General features: G+C 72.4%; 18 protein-coding genes. 13 read left to right on the forward strand and 5 right to left on the reverse strand.

Annotated elements, in window-relative coordinates; translation table 11 throughout:
- Nucleotides 1–410 precede the first annotated feature (410 nt).
- The 4 genes from O7613_RS08695 to mshC all read left to right on the forward strand — a co-directional run bounded on the left by O7613_RS08695 (nucleotide 411) and on the right by mshC (nucleotide 3,951).
- Nucleotides 411–1,124: a histidine phosphatase family protein gene (locus O7613_RS08695; RefSeq protein ID WP_281590317.1), complete on the forward strand. Its 714-nt coding sequence runs from the start codon at nucleotides 411–413 to the stop codon at nucleotides 1,122–1,124.
- Between the two features lie 112 nt (nucleotides 1,125–1,236).
- Nucleotides 1,237–1,830, forward strand: a complete 594-nt coding sequence (locus tag O7613_RS08700; RefSeq protein WP_281589825.1) for a DUF3090 domain-containing protein — start codon at nucleotides 1,237–1,239, stop codon at nucleotides 1,828–1,830.
- A complete protein-coding gene (locus O7613_RS08705) occupies nucleotides 1,827–2,645 on the forward strand; it encodes an SCO1664 family protein (RefSeq protein WP_282293161.1) in 819 nt (272 codons plus the stop codon). The genes O7613_RS08700 and O7613_RS08705 overlap by 4 nt, the downstream gene beginning before the upstream one ends.
- Nucleotides 2,646–2,712: 67 nt before the next feature.
- Entirely contained in the window at nucleotides 2,713–3,951 is a 1,239-nt protein-coding gene (gene mshC / locus O7613_RS08710) for a cysteine--1-D-myo-inosityl 2-amino-2-deoxy-alpha-D-glucopyranoside ligase (RefSeq protein WP_281589823.1), read from the forward strand.
- Between the two features lie 121 nt (nucleotides 3,952–4,072).
- Here mshC and O7613_RS08715 read toward each other — a convergent pair whose 3' ends face one another.
- Nucleotides 4,073–4,864 (reverse strand): GntR family transcriptional regulator, encoded by a 792-nt coding sequence (locus tag O7613_RS08715; RefSeq protein ID WP_281589822.1) that lies wholly within the window; start codon nucleotides 4,862–4,864, stop codon nucleotides 4,073–4,075.
- 114 nt (nucleotides 4,865–4,978) lie between these two features.
- Entirely contained in the window at nucleotides 4,979–5,848 is an 870-nt protein-coding gene (locus O7613_RS08720) for a PAC2 family protein (RefSeq protein WP_281589820.1), read from the reverse strand.
- 239 nt (nucleotides 5,849–6,087) lie between these two features.
- On the opposite strand from O7613_RS08720, the gene metH reads away from it, so the two are divergent.
- The 3 genes from metH (at nucleotide 6,088) to O7613_RS08735 (ending at nucleotide 11,790) form a co-directional block, all read left to right on the forward strand.
- Nucleotides 6,088–9,612, forward strand: a complete 3,525-nt coding sequence (gene metH, locus O7613_RS08725; RefSeq protein ID WP_282293163.1) for a methionine synthase — start codon at nucleotides 6,088–6,090, stop codon at nucleotides 9,610–9,612.
- 120 nt (nucleotides 9,613–9,732) lie between these two features.
- Complete coding sequence (locus O7613_RS08730; protein ID WP_282293165.1) at nucleotides 9,733–10,113, forward strand: hypothetical protein; 381 nt, start codon at nucleotides 9,733–9,735, stop codon at nucleotides 10,111–10,113.
- 168 nt (nucleotides 10,114–10,281) lie between these two features.
- Nucleotides 10,282–11,790, forward strand: a complete 1,509-nt coding sequence (locus O7613_RS08735) for an FAD-binding oxidoreductase (RefSeq protein WP_282293166.1) — start codon at nucleotides 10,282–10,284, stop codon at nucleotides 11,788–11,790.
- A gap of 24 nt (nucleotides 11,791–11,814) precedes the next feature.
- On the opposite strand, the gene O7613_RS08740 is transcribed toward O7613_RS08735, so the two are convergent.
- Nucleotides 11,815–12,150: a YnfA family protein gene (locus tag O7613_RS08740; RefSeq protein ID WP_281589813.1), complete on the reverse strand. Its 336-nt coding sequence runs from the start codon at nucleotides 12,148–12,150 to the stop codon at nucleotides 11,815–11,817.
- Nucleotides 12,151–12,239: 89 nt separating this feature from the next.
- On the opposite strand from O7613_RS08740, the gene O7613_RS08745 reads away from it, so the two are divergent.
- Entirely contained in the window at nucleotides 12,240–12,566 is a 327-nt protein-coding gene (locus O7613_RS08745) for a metalloregulator ArsR/SmtB family transcription factor (protein ID WP_281589811.1), read from the forward strand.
- Nucleotides 12,566–13,324 (forward strand): cation transporter, encoded by a 759-nt coding sequence (locus O7613_RS08750; RefSeq protein ID WP_282293168.1) that lies wholly within the window; start codon nucleotides 12,566–12,568, stop codon nucleotides 13,322–13,324. Before O7613_RS08745 ends, O7613_RS08750 begins: the two co-directional genes overlap by 1 nt.
- On the opposite strand, the gene O7613_RS08755 is transcribed toward O7613_RS08750, so the two are convergent.
- Together O7613_RS08755 and O7613_RS08760 are read right to left on the reverse strand one after the other, a co-directional pair.
- Entirely contained in the window at nucleotides 13,299–13,823 is a 525-nt protein-coding gene (locus O7613_RS08755; protein WP_282293169.1) for a GNAT family N-acetyltransferase, read from the reverse strand. The two genes, O7613_RS08750 and O7613_RS08755, sit on opposite strands and share 26 nt — an antisense overlap.
- 58 nt (nucleotides 13,824–13,881) lie before the next feature.
- On the reverse strand, nucleotides 13,882–14,541 hold the full coding sequence (locus O7613_RS08760; protein WP_282293170.1) for an HNH endonuclease family protein: 660 nt from the start codon (nucleotides 14,539–14,541) through the stop codon (nucleotides 13,882–13,884).
- A 243-nt stretch (nucleotides 14,542–14,784) separates the two neighbouring features.
- Between O7613_RS08760 and O7613_RS08765 the strand changes: the two genes are divergently transcribed.
- The 4 genes from O7613_RS08765 to O7613_RS08780 all read left to right on the forward strand — a co-directional run bounded on the left by O7613_RS08765 (nucleotide 14,785) and on the right by O7613_RS08780 (nucleotide 16,847).
- Nucleotides 14,785–14,988 (forward strand): hypothetical protein, encoded by a 204-nt coding sequence (locus O7613_RS08765; RefSeq protein ID WP_281589804.1) that lies wholly within the window; start codon nucleotides 14,785–14,787, stop codon nucleotides 14,986–14,988.
- 39 nt (nucleotides 14,989–15,027) lie between these two features.
- Nucleotides 15,028–15,234, forward strand: coding sequence for a hypothetical protein (locus O7613_RS08770; protein ID WP_281589803.1), 207 nt, complete (start codon nucleotides 15,028–15,030; stop codon nucleotides 15,232–15,234).
- 109 nt (nucleotides 15,235–15,343) lie between these two features.
- Nucleotides 15,344–16,093, forward strand: a complete 750-nt coding sequence (locus O7613_RS08775; protein WP_282293172.1) for a neutral zinc metallopeptidase — start codon at nucleotides 15,344–15,346, stop codon at nucleotides 16,091–16,093.
- 115 nt (nucleotides 16,094–16,208) lie between these two features.
- Nucleotides 16,209–16,847: an HAD family phosphatase gene (locus O7613_RS08780; protein ID WP_281589799.1), complete on the forward strand. Its 639-nt coding sequence runs from the start codon at nucleotides 16,209–16,211 to the stop codon at nucleotides 16,845–16,847.
- The last annotated feature ends 33 nt before the right edge of the window (nucleotides 16,848–16,880 follow it).

The raw sequence follows: 16,880 nt of genomic DNA on the forward strand, positions 1-16,880 counted from the left end.
TTCGCCGAGGTGGCGGTATCCCGGTGCACCTGATAGCGCCACCTCGGCGACCTGGAGTCGATCCAGCCAGGGCATCTCGCAATTTGGGAGTTATCTCCCATCTTGTGGGGCGCTCGGGCATGTCGGCACGAGAGCGCCCCCCTGATGGGCCGCATCTCCGCACCACGGGACCGCCGAACCTCCGCCGTGCCACCTGGTTGGCGGCGGCGGCCCGGCGCTGTGGTGGGGGCCGGGGAGCTCGTTGCCCGTGCGGAGGGGCGATGGCAGGCAGGGTGCCCGAGGAATCTCCAGGCCGACCGTCGGGCGATATGTCTGTTTTGTGCGTTTGTGACGTGCGGGCGCCGCCGGACCGACCCGCCTCCGCACGTGATCACCGAGCGGGGGCGGGCGTCGCCGTGGCACGGCCTAGGGTGGTGGGTGTGGCGACCCTTCTGCTTCTGCGACACGGCCGGACCACCGCGAACGCCGACGGCGGCCTGGCCGGCCGGCAACCGGTCGAGCTTGACGACACCGGGCGGGACCAGGCCACGGCGGTCGGCGGGCGGCTCGCCGGGCTGCCGCTCGCGGCGGTGGTGACCAGCCCGCTGATCCGCTGCCGGCAGACCCTGGCGCTGGCGCTGCCCGGAGCCGAGCCGGTGGTCGAGGACGGGTTGATCGAGTGCGGCTACGGCACCTGGGAGGGGCAGGCGCTGAAGAAGCTGGCCAAGGAGCCGCTCTGGCCGGTGGTCCAGCAGCACCCGAGCGCCGCGGCCTTCCCGGAGGGGGAGTCGATGGCGGGGATGTCGGCGCGGGCGGTCGCGGCGGTACGCGCGTGGGACGCGCGGGTCACCGCCGAGCACGGGCCCGAGGCGGTCTGGTTGGCGTGCAGCCACGGTGACGTGATCAAGGCCATCGTGGCGGACGCGCTCGGCGTACACCTGGATCTTTTTCAGCGGATCGTGGCCGACCCGGCGTCGGTGACGGCGATCCGTTACACGTCGCTGCGACCGTTCCTGGTCCGGCTCAACGACACCGGCGGGGACCTGTCGGCGCTGGTCCCGCCGCCGGGCAAGCGGCGCCGGCGGGCGGCCCGGAGCACCGAGTCGGACGCCGCGGTGGGTGGTGGCGCGGGGGCGGCCCGGTGAGCGGTGCCGTCGCGACCGCCGGCGGCCGGGGCGGCGGGGCGGGTTGCGCTCTGGGCGGATTCGGCGTCGGTGGGCTGCGCGGTGCTTCCGCCCGCCGGATAGGGTCGTGGGTATGACGCACCAGGTGCACGCCTTCGAGCCGCCGGAGCGGTTCGTCGCCGGGACGGTCGGCCCGCCGGGGGAGCGCACGTTCTTCCTCCAGGCGCGTGGCGGCGGCCGGCTGGTCAGCGTCGCGCTGGAGAAGGTCCAGGTGTCGCTGCTCGCCGAGAAGCTGGAGGAGCTGCTCTCCGAGGCGCAACGCCGGTTCGGGGTGAAACTGCCGGAGGCCGCGCCGGTGGTGCTCGGCGACAACGAGCCGCTCGACACCCCCGTCGACGAGGAGTTCCGGGTCGGCACGCTGGGCCTGGCCTTCGACGTGGACACCGCCACCGTGGTGATCGAGGCGATCGCCGTGGGCGAGGCGGAGGTCGAGGTCGAGCTGGGCGACGCGGACGACGAGGTCGAGGTCGAGATCGACGAGGAGCCGGACGAGCCGGACGAGGACCTCGACCGGCTCCGGGTGCGGCTGACCCCCGAGGCGACCCGCGAGTTCATCGAGCGCGCCAAGCGGGTGGTCAACGCCGGCCGGCCGCCCTGCCCGCTCTGCGGCCAGCCGCTCGACCCGGCCGGCCACCTCTGCCCCCGGCACAACGGCTATCACCGGTGACCTCGTCGGAGTTGCAGCCCCGACAGGACGGCGCCGAGGCGCTGCGGCTGCTCGCCGACGGTGAGCTGACCCTGGAGGGGCGCCTCGTCGACGCCTCCAACACCACGCTGCGCGGTGTCATCGCCCTCGGCGAGGTCCGCGCGCACTGCGTCTACAAGCCGGTGCGCGGCGAGCGCCCGCTCTGGGACTTCCCGGACGGCGCGCTCGCCGGCCGGGAGGTGGCCGCCTACCTCGTCTCCCGGGCCACCGGGTGGGACATGGTGCCGCCGACCGTGCTGCGCGACGGCCCCTTCGGTCCCGGCTCCTGCCAGCTCTGGATCGACGAGCCGGCCGACGCCGAGCCGCTCGTGGGGTTCGTGCCGGCCGAGTCGGTGCCGCCGCGCTGGTTCCCGATCGCCGCGGCGCGCGACGACGACGGGGCGGCCTACGCGCTGGCGCACGCCGACGACCCGCGGCTGGCCCGGCTCGCCGTTCTCGACGCCGTGATCAACAACGCCGACCGCAAGGGCGGGCACGTGCTCGTCGGCGCGGACGACCGGATCTACGGCGTGGACCACGGCGTCAGCTTCCACGTGGAGGAGAAGCTGCGTACGGTGCTGTGGGGTTGGGCCGGGCGCCTGCTCCCGCCGGACGCGGTGGAGATGCTCGACGGCCTGGCCGGCCTTCTCGGCGGCGCGCTCGGCGAGGAGCTGGCCGACCATCTCACCATCGGCGAGGTCGCCGCGGTGACGGCGCGGGTGGAGCGGCTGCGGGACACCGGCCGGTTCCCGCTGCCCCCGGAGGAGTGGCCGGCCATGCCCTGGCCGCCGATGTGAGCCGTTGTCGCGTTGATCACCCGTGGGGCGGCATCCGCGTGCCGGACGGCTCGTTAGGCTGGCGGTCATGGAGTCTTGGGCGGGACACGAGGTGCCACGGCTGCCGGGCGAGGGCGCGCCACTGAGGTTGTACGACTCGGCGCGACAGGGTCTCCACCCCAGCCGGCCCGACGGCGTCGCCTCGATGTACGTCTGCGGCATCACCCCGTACGACGCCACCCACCTCGGCCACGCCGCCACCATGATCACGTTTGACCTGGTGCAGCGGATGTGGCGTGACGCCGGCCTGACCGTGAGCTACGTGCAGAACGTCACCGACATCGACGACCCGCTGCTGGAACGCGCCGAGCGCGACGGCGAGGACTGGAAGGTCCTGGCCATGCGGGAGACCGCGCTGTTCCGCGAGGACATGGAGGCGCTGCGGATGATCCCGCCGGCGCACTACGTCGGCGCGGTCGAGTCGATCCCGGACATCGCCGACAAGGTGCTCGTGCTGCTCAAGGACGGCGCGGCGTACCGGCTCGACGACGGCACCGGCGACGTCTACTTCGACATCTCCGCCGCCCCCGAGTTCGGCTACGAGTCGAACCTGTCCCGCGCCGAGATGCTGGAGATCTTCCCGGAGCGCGGCGGCGACCCGGAGCGGGCCGGCAAACGCGACCCGCTCGACCCGCTGCTGTGGCGCGGCGCCCGCGACGGCGAGCCGTCCTGGCCCGGCGGCGAGCTGGGCCCCGGCCGTCCCGGCTGGCACATCGAGTGCACGGTCATCGCGTTGCACCTGCTCGGCGACCGGATCTCCGTGCAGGGTGGCGGCAACGACCTGGTCTTCCCGCACCACGAGTGCTCCGCCGCGCACGCCGAGCGGCTCACCGGCGCGGCGCCGTTCGCCGACCACTACGTGCACGCCGGCATGATCGGCCTGGACGGCGAGAAGATGTCGAAGTCGAAGGGCAACCTGGTCTTCGTCTCCCGCCTGCGGGCCGACCGGGTCGACCCGATGGCGGTGCGGCTGGCGCTGCTCACCGGCCACTACCGCAGTGACCGGACCTGGACCGACGAGCTGCTCGCCGAGGCGCTGCGGCGGCTGGACCGTTGGCGGCGGGCCGCCGCCGCGCCGTCCGGCCCGTCGGGGGAGGCGCTGCTGGCCGGGGTACGCGAACGCCTCGCCGACGATCTCGACACTCCCGGCGCTCTGGCGGTGGCCGACGCCTGGGCCGAGCGCACGCTGGCCGGCGACGGCGCCGACCCGACCGCCCCCCACCTGTTCGCCGACACCGTCGACGCTCTCCTCGGCATCCGCCTGTAAGGAGGGGGCCCTTGTTAACGCTTTCGGTAGAGGCGGGGCCCCCGCTTAACAGGTGCCGGTTAAGAAGGGGCCCCGCCTAACCACAGCCGGGCACGGACCGGGCCGCCCCCGCGGGCGGCGCTCAGCCGAGGACGAGGCCCGGGTCCGGGTCCGGGTCGGGTGCCGGCGCGGGGATCTTGTACTCCTCGGTGAGCGTGGTCATCGGTCCGGGCCAGGTGGCCTGCGCGACCTCGATCGGCTTGCGCCGCTCGTCGTACGCGACGTGCAGCAGGTGCAGCACCGGGGTGTCCGGGCGGATCTGGAGGATCTCCGCCTCCTCCCGGCTGGGCTGGCGGGCGCTTATCGTGTCGGCCGCCGTGACGTACCGGCGGCCGGTCGCCTCCTCGGCCTCCTGGTAGAGCGGGCGGCCGAACGCCTCGGCCCGTTCCAGGGAGGTGCCGGCGGTGTCGGCGGGCAGGAACCAGGAGGCGCCGACCTCGACCGGGGAGTCGTCGGTGCGGACCAGGTGCCGCCGGCAGAGCAGTTCGGTGCCGTCGGTGACGCCGAACACGTCGGCGACCTCGGGCGGGGCGGCGGCGCGACCGACCGAGACGAGCTGCTGCCGGTATCGGGCGGCCAGGTCGGTGTGGTAGCCGCGGAAACCGCCGTACCGGCCCCGGGCGAGGCGGTTGAGTCGGCGCCGGGTGCCCCGGACGTACGTACCGGAGCCGGGTTTGGTGATCAGGATGCCCTCGACGCGGAGCTGGTCGACGGCGCGTTGGACGGTCTGCTTCGCGACGCCGAACATCTCGGCGATGGCCGGGATGGACGGCAGCCGCTCGCCCGGCCCCCAGTCGCCGCGCCGCACCTGCGCCTTGAGCTGCGCGGCGATCTGCCGGTGCGGGAACTCGGCCGCGCCCGGGTTGATCTGCATTGCCCGCCTCCTCAGAACAGCTAGGTTCCTAGGATGCCCTAGAGGGCGTGACGGCGCCACCCCGGACACGCGGAAGGCCGGGCCCGACGAGGACCCGGCCTTCCGCGGAGCGAACTACCAGGAGCCGGCGGTGGGACCGGCGGAACCGCCCCGACGGCGCAGGTACTTCTCGAACTCCTGGGCGATCTCGTCCCCGGTCAACGGGGTGATGCCGGCGTCGCCGACGCGCTCCTCCAACTCACGCACGTATTCACCCAGCTCGGCGTCCTGCTCGGCGGCGCTGCGTACCCGCTGCTCCCACTCGGCGGCCTCCTCGGCCAGGTCGGCCATCGGCACCGGCAGGTCGAGCACCTCCTCGACCCGGTGCAGCAGCGCCAGGGTCGCCTTCGGGCAGGGCGGGTTGTTGGCGTAGTGCGGCACGTGCACCCAGAACGACACCGCGTCGACCTCGGCCCGGGAGCTGGCGTCGTGCAGCACCCCGACGATGCCGGTCGGGCCGTCGTAGCGGGTGGGCGTGAGCTGGTAGCGCCGGGCCGCGTCGGCGTCCGACGCGCTTCCGCTGATCGGCAGCGGCCGGGTGTACGGCACGTCGGCCAGCAGGGCGCCGAGCAGCACCACCCGTTCGACCTCCAGGCTGTGGCAGATCTCCAGCACCTGCTCGCAGAAGGTGCGCCAGCGCATGCTCGGCTCGATGCCGCGGATCAGCACCACGTCCCGCTCGGTGCCCTCCGGGCTGGCCACCATGAAGCGCGTCGTCGGCCACTCCACCCGCCGGGTCTCCCCGTCGGCCATGGTGATGGTCGGTCGGCTCACCTGGAAGTCGTAGAACTCCTCCGGATCCAGCTCGGTCACCTGCCGGGCCTGCCAGACCTGTTCCAGGTGTTCCACGGCGGCGGTGGAGGCGTCCGCGGCGTCGTTCCAGCCCTCGAAGGCCGCGATGGCGACCGGTGAGCGTAGAACCGGCAGCCCGTCGAACTCGGTCACGCCGTCACCTCACCCTGCTCGTCGGGAGCGGCGTGGCCCCGTCGCCCGGTCGCGTCCCTGATGTCCTTCACGTCCGCCAGCCTACGTGCCGCCGCCGGAGCCGGCCCGTCGGCCGCGCCGGTCGCCCGGCCCGACCACCCGGTCGAAGCGGATGAGGGTACGCGGTGATCCAGCCGACAGTATGTGGGAAGGGACCGTTGGGGTGCCCTTCGCGTCCGTCGCCGCACTAACCTGGGTTTGTGTCTACTTCGTTGCGCGACCTGCTGGCGGACCGGATCCTCATCGCCGACGGGGCGATGGGGACGATGCTCCAGGCAGCCGACCTCACGCTCGACGACTTCGACGGCCTCGAGGGCTGCAACGAGATCCTCAACGTCACCCGGCCGGACGTGGTCCGTGGTGTGCACGACGCCTACCTGGCCGCCGGCGCGGACTGCGTGGAGACCAACACGTTCGGCGCCAACCTGCCCAACCTCGCCGAGTACGGCATCGCCGACCGGATCTGGGAGCTGTCCGAGGCGGCGGCGCGGATCGCCCGGGAGGCCGCCGACGCGTACGCCACCCCGGAACGGCCCCGGTTCGTGCTCGGGTCGATGGGGCCGGGCACGAAGCTGCCGACCCTTGGTCACGCGAGCTACGCCTCGCTGCGCGACGCGTACCAGCAGAACGCCGCCGGCCTGATCGCCGGCGGCGCGGACGCGCTGATCATCGAGACCTGCCAGGACCTGCTCCAGGTCAAGGCCGCGGTGGTCGGGTCGAAGCGGGCCCGCGACGCCGCCGGCCGGGACGTGCCGATCATCTGTCAGGTGGCCGTGGAGACCACCGGCACCATGCTGTTGGGCAGCGAGATCGGCGCGGCGCTGACCGCGATCGAGCCGCTCGGGGTCGACCTGATCGGGCTCAACTGCTCCACCGGCCCGGCCGAGATGGGCGAGCACCTGCGCTACCTGTCCCGGCACTCCCGGATCCCGGTGTCGGTGATGCCGAACGCCGGCCTGCCGGTGCTGACCGCCGACGGCGCGTACTTCCCGCTCGGCCCGCAGGAGATGGCGGACGCGCTGGAGCAGTTCGTCGACGACTACGGCGTCGGGCTGATCGGCGGCTGCTGCGGCACCACGCCGGAGCACGTCCGGGCGCTCGTGGAGCGGCTGGGCGGGCGTCGCCCGGCGGCCCGGGCGCCGGAGCCGGAAGCGGGCGTTTCCTCGATCTACCACCACGTGCCGTTCGCCCAGGACGCCAGCGTCCTGATGGTGGGGGAGCGCACCAACGCCAACGGCTCGAAGGCGTTCCGCGAGGCGATGCTGGCCGCCGACTGGCAGGCTTGCGTGGAGATCGCCCGCAACCAGGCCCGGGACGGCTCGCACCTGCTCGACCTCTGCGTCGACTACGTCGGTCGGGACGGCACGCAGGACATGCGGGAGCTGGCCGGCCGGTTCGCCACCGCGTCCACGCTGCCGATCGTGCTGGACTCCACCGAGCCGGCGGTGATCGAGGCGGGGCTGGAGATGCTCGGCGGTCGCTGCGTGGTCAACTCGGTGAACTTCGAGGACGGCGACGGCCCCGACTCCCGCTACGCGCGGGTGATGCCGGTGGTGAAGGAGCACGGGGCCGCCGTCGTGGCGCTGCTCATCGACGAGGAGGGCCAGGCCCGCACCCGGGAGTGGAAGGTACGGGTGGCCAGCCGGCTGATCGACGACCTGACCGGCCGGTGGGGGCTGCGCCGGTCGGACATCCTGATCGACGCGTTGACGTTCCCGATCGCCACCGGGCAGGAGGAGACGCGCCGCGACGGCATCGAGACGATCGAGGCGATCCGGGAGATCACCGCCCGCTATCCGGGGGTCAACTTCACCGCCGGCATCTCGAACGTGTCGTTCGGCCTGAACCCGGCGGCCCGGCAGGTGCTCAACTCGGTGTTCCTGCACGAGTGCGTGCAGGCCGGCCTGACGTCGGCCATCGTGCACGCCAGCAAGATCCTGCCGATGACGAAGATCCCGGACGAGCAGCGCGAGGTGGCGCTGGACCTGGTCTACGACCGCCGCCGCGAGGGCTACGACCCGGTGCAGCGGTTCATCGAGGTCTTCGAGGGCGTCGACGCGGCGTCGGCGCGGGCCACCCGCGCCGAGGAGTTGGCCGCGCTGCCGCTCGAGGAGCGGCTCAAGCGCCGGATCATCGACGGCGAGCGCAACGGCCTGGAGGCCGACCTGGACACCGCGATGGCGCAGGGGCGCACGCCGCTGTCCATCATCAACGACCTGCTGCTGGACGGCATGAAGGTGGTCGGCGAGCTGTTCGGCTCGGGCCAGATGCAGTTGCCGTTCGTGCTCCAGTCCGCCGAGGTGATGAAGACCGCGGTGGCCTACCTGGAGCCGCACATGGAGAAGGCCGACTCCGAAGACGCTGCCGGAAAGGGCAAGATTGTTCTTGCCACGGTGAAGGGCGACGTGCACGACATCGGCAAGAACCTGGTCGACATCATCCTGTCCAACAACGGCTACGACGTGGTCAACATCGGCATCAAGCAGCCGATCACCGCGATCCTGGACGCGGCCGAGGAGCACCGTGCCGACGCCATCGGCATGTCCGGCCTGCTGGTCAAGAGCACGGTCATCATGAAGGAGAACCTGGCCGAGATGGCCACGCGCGGCGTCGCCGAGCGCTGGCCGGTGCTGCTCGGCGGGGCGGCGCTGACCCGGGCGTACGTGGAGGACGACCTGCGGTCGATCTACCCGGGCCAGGTGCACTACGCCCGGGACGCGTTCGAGGGGCTGTCCCTGATGGACCGCGTGATGGCGGCCAAGCGGGGTGGCGCGCCGGTGGTCGACCCGGAGCGGGAGGCGGCGTTGGCGGCCCGCCGGGAGCGGCGGGAGCGGCAGCGGGCGCAGGTCCGGGAGGCGCTGCCCGAGCTGGACGACGCCTCCGTCCGCTCCGACGTGGCGCCGGACGCCGTGGTGCCCACGCCGCCGTTCTTCGGCACCCGGGTGGTCAAGGGCGTGCCGCTCGCGGACTACGCGGCGCTGCTCGACGAGCGGGCCACGTTCCTGGGCCAGTGGGGGCTGCGCGGCGCGCGCGGCGGCCAGGGCCCGTCGTACGAGGAGTTGGTGGAGACCGAGGGCCGGCCGCGGCTGCGCTACTGGCTGGACCGGCTCATCGCCGACCAGGTGTTGGAGGCGGCCGTGGTGTACGGCTACTTCCCGGCCTACTCCGAGGGCAACGACCTGGTGGTGCTGGACGAGAACGGGCACAGCGAGCGAGCCCGGTTCTCCTTCCCCCGGCAGCGGCAGGAGCGCCGGCTGTGCCTGGCCGACTTCTTCCGGCCCAAGGGCGACCAGCTCGACGTGGTGGCGTTGCAACTCGTCACCGTCGGGCAGCCGATCAGCGAATACACGGCGAAGATGTTCGCGGCGAACGAATACCGCGACTACCTGGAGGTGCACGGTCTGTCGGTGCAGCTCACCGAGGCGCTTGCGGAGTACTGGCACCGGCGGATCCGGTCCGAGCTGGTGCTGCCGGGTGGGCGTACCGTCGCCGAGGACGACCCGGGCGACCTGGCCGGCCTGCTGCGCACCGACTACCGGGGCTGCCGGTACGCGTTCGGCTATCCGGCCTGCCCGGACCTGGAAGACCGGGCGAAGGTGGTGGGGCTGCTCGGCGCGGAGCGGATCGGCGTGGAGTTGTCGGAGGAGTTCCAGCTCGTGCCCGAGCAGGCCACCGACGCCATCGTGGTCCACCACCCCGACGCGAACTACTTCAACGCGAAATAGCCCGCGCTTGATCCACTCCACTACGCCGAGGTGGCGGTAACCGGCTTGCCCGGATGGCGCCACTTCACCGAGCTGGTGTGGATCAAGGGGCGTGGTCTCGGTCGGAATATGATGACGATCATGAGCGGGGGGCTGGCGTCGGGGGTGCTCGGGCGCGCCTTCGCCTGGCTCGCGTTCTGGTACACACTGGCGTGTGTCCTGCCGGTCGGCCTGCTGGTGATAGTCCGGTGGCCGCAAGGGGGCACCACCCCCGGCTACTCGTACGTCAACGGCCGCAGCGTCGAGTGCACCGGCAAGTTCGGGTGCCCGACCGCGTCGGTGGATGTCGGCGCGGAGCTGTACGACATGATCGTGATTCTGGCGCCGACCTTGCTCGTGGCGGTGCCGCTGTGTGCGTACCTGGTGCGAAGGTGGCAGCTTCCGGCGTTGGCGGGATTCGTCGCCGCGGTGACCGGCTGGCTGCTTCTCTGCCTGGGTGGCTGGCTCCGTCTCCATCTTTGAGCGCGGGTGGTGGACACGCCCGGCTCCTGACGGAGCGCGTTTGTCCCATCGGCACTTGTCTGCGTCACCCGGAAGGGTTTTCGCATCGCCTTCCGGTTATGTGAGTAGGTGTCTGGTTCTAGCGTGAATGTTGCACGCCAGCGGACGGTGTGACCCGATCGAGAGTCCATGACCATGCACGACATCTCGCGTCGAAAGCTGCTCCAGGCGACCGCCGCCGTGGGCGCCGGTGCGGTCGTCGCCCCGGCCGTGTTCACCGGACCCGCCCTGGCGACGACCGGCACCGACGGCTCCGGAGCACCCATCTGGGCCGAGTGCCCGCCGGTGGAACTGACCGGGCGGATCGTGCGCTTCGGTGATCCCGACTACCCGACCGCGAGCGTCGGGTGGGACGAGTTGTTCGTGCACAACCCGCTTGTCATCGTGTTCGCGCAGAACACCCAGGACGTGGTGAACGCCCTCGCCTGGTCCCGGCAGAACAACGTCGCGCTGCGGGTACGCAGCGGCCGGCACAGCCTGGAGGGCTGGTCCAACGTGGACAACGGCATCGTGATCGACGTCAGCGAGCTGAAGTCCGCCGAGATCAACCGGCCCGCGCTCACCGCGCGCGTGGGCGCCGGGCTCAACCAGTTGGAGGCGGTCACCACGCTCGCCCAGCAGGGTCTCGCGGTGACGACAGGTACGGAGGGGAGCGTGGGTCTGTCCGGCGCGACCCTGGGCGGGGGTTTCGGCTTCCTCACCCGGTGGCTCGGCATGGCCTGCGACAGCCTGATCGGGGCGGAGATCGTCGTCGCGTCCGGGGCGAACGGCGCCAGGGCGGTCGAGGTGGACCTGCGGAACCACGCGGACCTGCTCTGGGCGTTGCGCGGGGCGGGTAACGGCAACTTCGGCATCGTCACCTCGCTCACCTACCGGGTGGCCCCGCTGCGCGGCGTCGCCTACCTTCAGGCGACCTGGTCCGGCCTGGACGACCTGCCGGGCGTCTTCGACAGGTGGCAGCGCACCGCGCCGTTCACCGACGTCCGCCTCGGCTCCCAACTGGAGATCCACAAGTCGCAGATCCTGCTGTTCGGCGTGCTGGTCGAGGGCACCGAGGCGGAGGTGCGGCGGCTGCTGGCGCCGGTCCTGTCGGTCGGCAGCCCGCAGGTCACGGTGCAGATCGGCGGGTGGGGCGAGCTCTACGCCGGGTTCCAGGTGCCGATCGAGGACGAGCCCGCGAACTGGAAGTTCTTCTCCCAGTTCACCCGCCGGCCGTTCCCGCCCGAGGCGATCGAGATCATCCGCTCGTTCATGGCGGTCGCGCCCACCGACGACAGCAACTTCTTCACCCAGGCGTTCGGCGTCGGCGCGCAGGCGAAGCAGCCGGCCGGCGGCTCGGCGTTCCCGCACCGCGACGCGATCTTCTACTCCGAGCCGGGCGCCGGCTGGGGGACCCGGGGCGTGCCGGACAGCGGCGACGCCCTCACCCCGGCCGCCCAGGCGTGGATCGCCGAGTTCAGCCAGGCGCTGCGCCCGTACGTGGACGGCGCCTACGTCAACGTGCCGAACATCGGCATGCAGGAGTGGGAGACCGCGTACTGGGGGCCGAACGTCGAGCGCCTGCGCCGGGTCAATGCGTGGTACGACCCGCACAACGTCTTCCAGTACGAGCAGAGCATCCCGCCCGCCTCATGCTGAGCCGGGATGACCGCGTCGGGCAGGTCAGCTCGCGCGCGGCGCGTACATGATGATCGCGACGCCGACCAGGCAGACGGCCGCGCCGGCGAGGTCGTAGCGGTCGGGCCGGAACCTGTCGACGAGCATGCCCCAGGCGAGCGAACCGGCGACGAAGACGCCGCCGTAGGCGGCGAGGATGCGCCCGAAGTTCGGGTCGGGCTGGAACGTCGCCACGAAGCCGTAGAGGCCCAGCGCGATGATCCCGCCCGCGATCCAGAGCAGCCCGCGGTTCTCCCGCCAGCCCTGCCAGACCAGCCAGGCGCCGCCGATCTCGGCCAGTGCGGCGACCAGGAACAGCAGGATGGAACGGGCGACGGTCATGCGTCCGACCGTATCGTCACGATCTTGTCGGTGGGCTACCGGAGGCAAGCCCGTCCACAACAATACAGTCAGTGATGTACTGTCGTCGCATGCAGACGCTCCCGCACGCGCAGGTGCTGGCCCGCTTCGGTCACGCCCTCTCCGAGCCGATGCGCGCCCGGCTGCTGCTGGCCCTGCGCGACGGACCCGGCTATCCGGCGCAGTTGGCGGACCTGCTCGGCACCAGCCGGCAGAACGTGTCCAACCACCTGGCCTGCCTGCGCGGTTGCGGCCTGGTCGTGGCCGTGCCCGAGGGCCGGCGCGCCCGTTACGAGTTGGCCGACGCCCGGCTCGCCCACGCGCTGGGCGACCTGCTCGGCGTCGTGCTCGCCGTCGACCCGGCCGTGTGCGCCGACGCCGCCTCAGGTTGTTGCTGATGACGCACCTGCCACTCGTCCCGCTGACGGCCGCCGGTCCCGCGCCGGCCCGCCGCGCCGTGCTCGCCCGCCGGGTACGGCTGCTGGTCGCCGCGACGATCACCTACAACGTCGTCGAGGCGGTGGTGGCGATCGGCGCCGGCACCGTGGCGTCGTCCACCGCCCTGATCGGCTTCGGTCTGGACTCGGTCATCGAGGTGGCCTCGGCCAGCGCCGTGGCGTGGCAGTTCGCCGGCCGGGACCCCGAGGCGCGGGAGCGGATCGCGCTGCGGGTCATCGCGATCTCGTTCTTCGCGCTCGCCGGGTACGTCACCGTCGAGGCGGTCCGGGCGTTGCTCGGCGGCGCCGAGGCCGCGCACTCCACGGTCGGGCTGGTGCTGGCCGGCGTGTCGGTGGCGGTGATGCCGGTGCTGTCGGCCGCGCAGCGGCGGGCCGGTCGGGAGTTGGGTTCCCGATCGGCGGTCGCCGACTCGAATCAGACGTTGCTGTGCACGTACCTGTCGGTGGTTCTGCTCGTGGGGCTGGCCGTCAACGGCCTGTTCGGCTGGTCGTGGGCCGACCCGGTCGCGGCACTGGTGATCGCCGTGGTCGCGGTGCGGGAGGGCCGGGACGCCTGGCGTGGCGAAACCTGCTGCGCGGTTCCGCCGGCCTCCGGTGGAGCGGCCGAGGACGCCCACTCGTGCGGCTCCGATTGCTCCTGCTGCGGCGTGCCGGTCGGCCGTGAGCCGTCGGTCAGCGACGCGGACCATCCGCGATGAAGATCCAGTCGAGGCCGTCCTCGCCCGGCACGTCCAGGTGCGCGGCGTGGCGCAGGCCGGCCCGTTCCGCGACCCGCCGGGAGGCGATGTTGGCCGGGCGGATCCGGGCGGCCACCGGCAGGTCGGGCCGGTGCGTGCCGGCCCAGCCCACGACGGCGGTGGCCGCCTCGCCGGCCACGCCGTCACCCCACCCGGCCGGGTCTAGGCGGTAGAACAGGTTCAGCACGTCGCGTTCGTGCAGCCGCATGATCTTCAGGCCGCAGAAGCCGAGCCGCCGGTCGTCGCGGCACACCACCCAGTAGCCGAAGCCGTGCACCCGCCAGTGCCCGTCCCAGCGCCGGAAGCGCTCCTGCGCCTCGGCGCGGTCGCGCAGCAGGTCGGAGGGGTTGTGCGCGCAGGCCCGGGGGTCGGTGTGCAGGGCGTGGAGCAGGTCGACGTCGGCGTGGGTGGGGCGGCGCAGGCGCAGCCGTGCGGTGGTCAGCTCCTCGTGCTCTCCCATCGCCGTTCATCATTCCAGCCGGTGCCCGGGCCGGTCCGGCCCGGGCACCGGGAGGGCTTCAGTACGCGTAGGTGACCGAGATGGTGGCGGCCGGGCAGTTGTTCGCCCAACTGGTCAGCGCGCTCTTCTCCGCGCTGTCCACGGTCAGCCGCCAGCGGATCTTCACCGCCACCCACTCGCCGACGTAGCGGCAGCGGGCCGAGGCGTACGGCGGCAGCCACGTCGCCGGGTCCTGGTCGCCCTTGGACTGGTTGACGTTGTCGGTGACCGCGGCCAGCGCCCGCGCGTCGCCCAGGTCGTTGGCGTACGCCTGCCGTCGGCTGGTGGTCCAGGTGCGCGCGCCGGAGTCCCATGCCTCGGCGAGCGGGACCATGTGGTCGATGTCCACGTCGCCGGTGGCGGTCCAGGTGGCGTTGTCGTAGTAGGAGTACCAGCGACCGCCGGAGAGCGTGCAGGTGCCGCTGATGGTGGGCTTCGTGGTGGCCTCGGCGTAGAGCACCTCGTTGCGGGTGTTGCAGCCGTCGCCGTCCGCGTCGATCCAGTGCGGGAACAGGTCGCGGCTGTAGCCGGTGCGGACCTCGGTGGCGACGCTCAGGCCGGCGACCGCGGTGGTGAGCGGGGCGGAGTAACCGGCGGCGCGGGCGGGCTGGGTGAGGCCGAGGGTGGCGGCCGTGATCGCGGCGAGGCTGATGGCCGTGGCGCGCAGGGTGCGGGACATGGGACTCCATCCAAGCGGGATTGGCTCTTACCGGTGCCCTCTTATATAGACAGACGTGGAAGCGATGGTCCAGTTCAACTTCCGTGAACATCCGCTGACGATCCCACCCCTACCTGCGCCGGGGTCCGGAATAAGGGGTGTGCGGTCCGGCCCGGCGGGCTACCGTCCGGAGTACGGCACGCCGAGCGCCGCGTCCCCACCCGCGCCGTCCGGTTGACGCGGCCGAGACGCCGAGGGGCGAGCATGAGCACGACGAAAGGGGCGGAGATGACCGACGAGGTGACGTCGAAGGTTCCGCCGGACCCGGCCCCCGTGCTGACCGCGCTTCCCCGCCCGCCGCAGGTCGGGCCGCCCAGCAGCCTCGACCTGTGGGCCCGCGCCCAGGTGTTGCACCGCTGCTTCGGCGACGACGACGGCGAGCCGCACATCATGCGCGGCCTGGACTAGGCGTACATCCGCTCGCCCGCGCCCCCTATCGTGGCGGATATGACGGCGGCGCTGGCGACGGTGATCGTGGTTCTGCTCGTGGCGGGCGTGGTCGGCTACGTCTCCTGGCGGGACCGGCGGCGGACCATCGACGAGGATCCCACGGCGGTCCGGGCGGCCCGGGCCGAGCGACACCGGCGGGCCGCCGAGCAGGCCCGCGCCCAGCACGACGGCTGGAACAGCGGCGGGCACGGCTTCACCGGCTGACGGCATCGTCGCGCCCGCGACACCTGAACGTTTCCCGACGCCGGTACGTGCAAGCCGGTGAGCGTAGGGGTACAAGCGCTCACACGGGTCGGACAGCCGGGAGGTAGTCGTGGGGGACAGGGTGGAACGCCGGCGGCTCGGACCGTTGGCCGGGCTGCTGGTGGCCGTGGTGGTGGCCGCCGGCTGCATGGGTGGTGGACTCGACCAGGGGGAGCCGCAGCAGCCCGCCCCGCGGCCGAGCGGGGAGCCGGCGTCACCGGACGCGGTGACCACCCGGGCGGACGGGACCACGAGCGTCGCCGAGTTCAAGCAGGACTTCGCCGACGCCGTCGCCGTCGCCGAGCAGTACTGGACCGCCCGGTTCCGCGCCTCCGGGCAGCGGTTCCAGCCGATCCGGCGGGTGGTGCCCTACACCCGTGCGGGCGAGGTGACCTGCGGCGGGCAGGGGCTGCCGCGCAACAACGCCGTCTACTGCTCGGCCGGCGACTTCATCGCCTACGACGTGAACTGGTCGGTCTCGGCGTTCCGGCAGGTCGGGGACGCGTTCCTGTTCTACCTGCTGGGTCACGAGTACGCCCACGGCGTGCAGACCCGGCTCGGCATCCGCTACAACTTCACCATCCAGCAGGAGTTGCAGGCCGACTGCATGGCCGGGGCGTACCTGGGCGACAGCGTGCGCGACGGGACGCTGAAGCTGGAGGACGGCGACCTCGACGAGTTCCGGGAGGGGCTGCTCGCGGTCGGCGACGACCCGGACCAGCCCTGGTTCGCCGAGGGCGCGCACGGCACCGCCGAGCAGCGCAGCGAGAAGTTCTTCGCCGGCTACGAGAACTCGCTCGACGCCTGCGGCCTCGGTTGATGCCACAGGTCACCCCGGGAGGGGACGATGCCGTGCGGGCGGCGGGCGGCTGGCAGGATCGCCCCGGTAGGCGTACCGAAGGAGGCCCCCGCTGAGCAGCCCACACCCCGCCGCCGTGCTTTTCGACATGGACGGCACCCTGGTCGACAGCGAGAAGCTGTGGGACGTCGCGTTGCAGGAGATGGCCGCCGTCTACGGCGGCACGCTGTCCGAGGCGGCCCGGCAGGCGATCATCGGGACCTCGATGGCCGACGCCATGCGGATCGTGCACGACGACCTCGGCCAGCCGGAACGGGATCCGCAGGCCAGCGCCGACTGGATCAGCACGCGGATCCTCGACCTGTTCCGCACCGGACTGCGGTGGCGGCCGGGCGCGTTGGCGTTGCTGCGGGCGGTGCGGGCCGCCGGCATCCCCACCGCGCTCGTCACCTCCAGCGGCCGGTCGCTCGTCGAGGTCGCCCTGGACACGCTGGGGCGCGACAGCTTCGACGCGGTGGTCTGCGGCGACGAGGTGGGCGAGGCCAAGCCGCACCCGGAGCCGTACCTGACCGCCGCGAAGCTGCTCGGCGTGCCGATCGAGCGGTGCGTGGCGATCGAGGACTCACCGACCGGCGTGGCGAGCGCGCTTGCCGCCGGGGCGGCGGTGCTGGCCGTGCCGGCCGAGGTGCCGCTGCCGCCGACCGACGGCGTGCACCAGTCGGAGAGCCTGACCGCCGTCGACCTGGAGTTGCTCGCCGCCCTGCTGAACCGTTAGGCGGGGGCCCTTCTTATCGCCCAGGCGATAAGA

The organism is Micromonospora sp. WMMD975 (assembly GCF_029581215.1).
Classification (GTDB): domain Bacteria; phylum Actinomycetota; class Actinomycetes; order Mycobacteriales; family Micromonosporaceae; genus Micromonospora.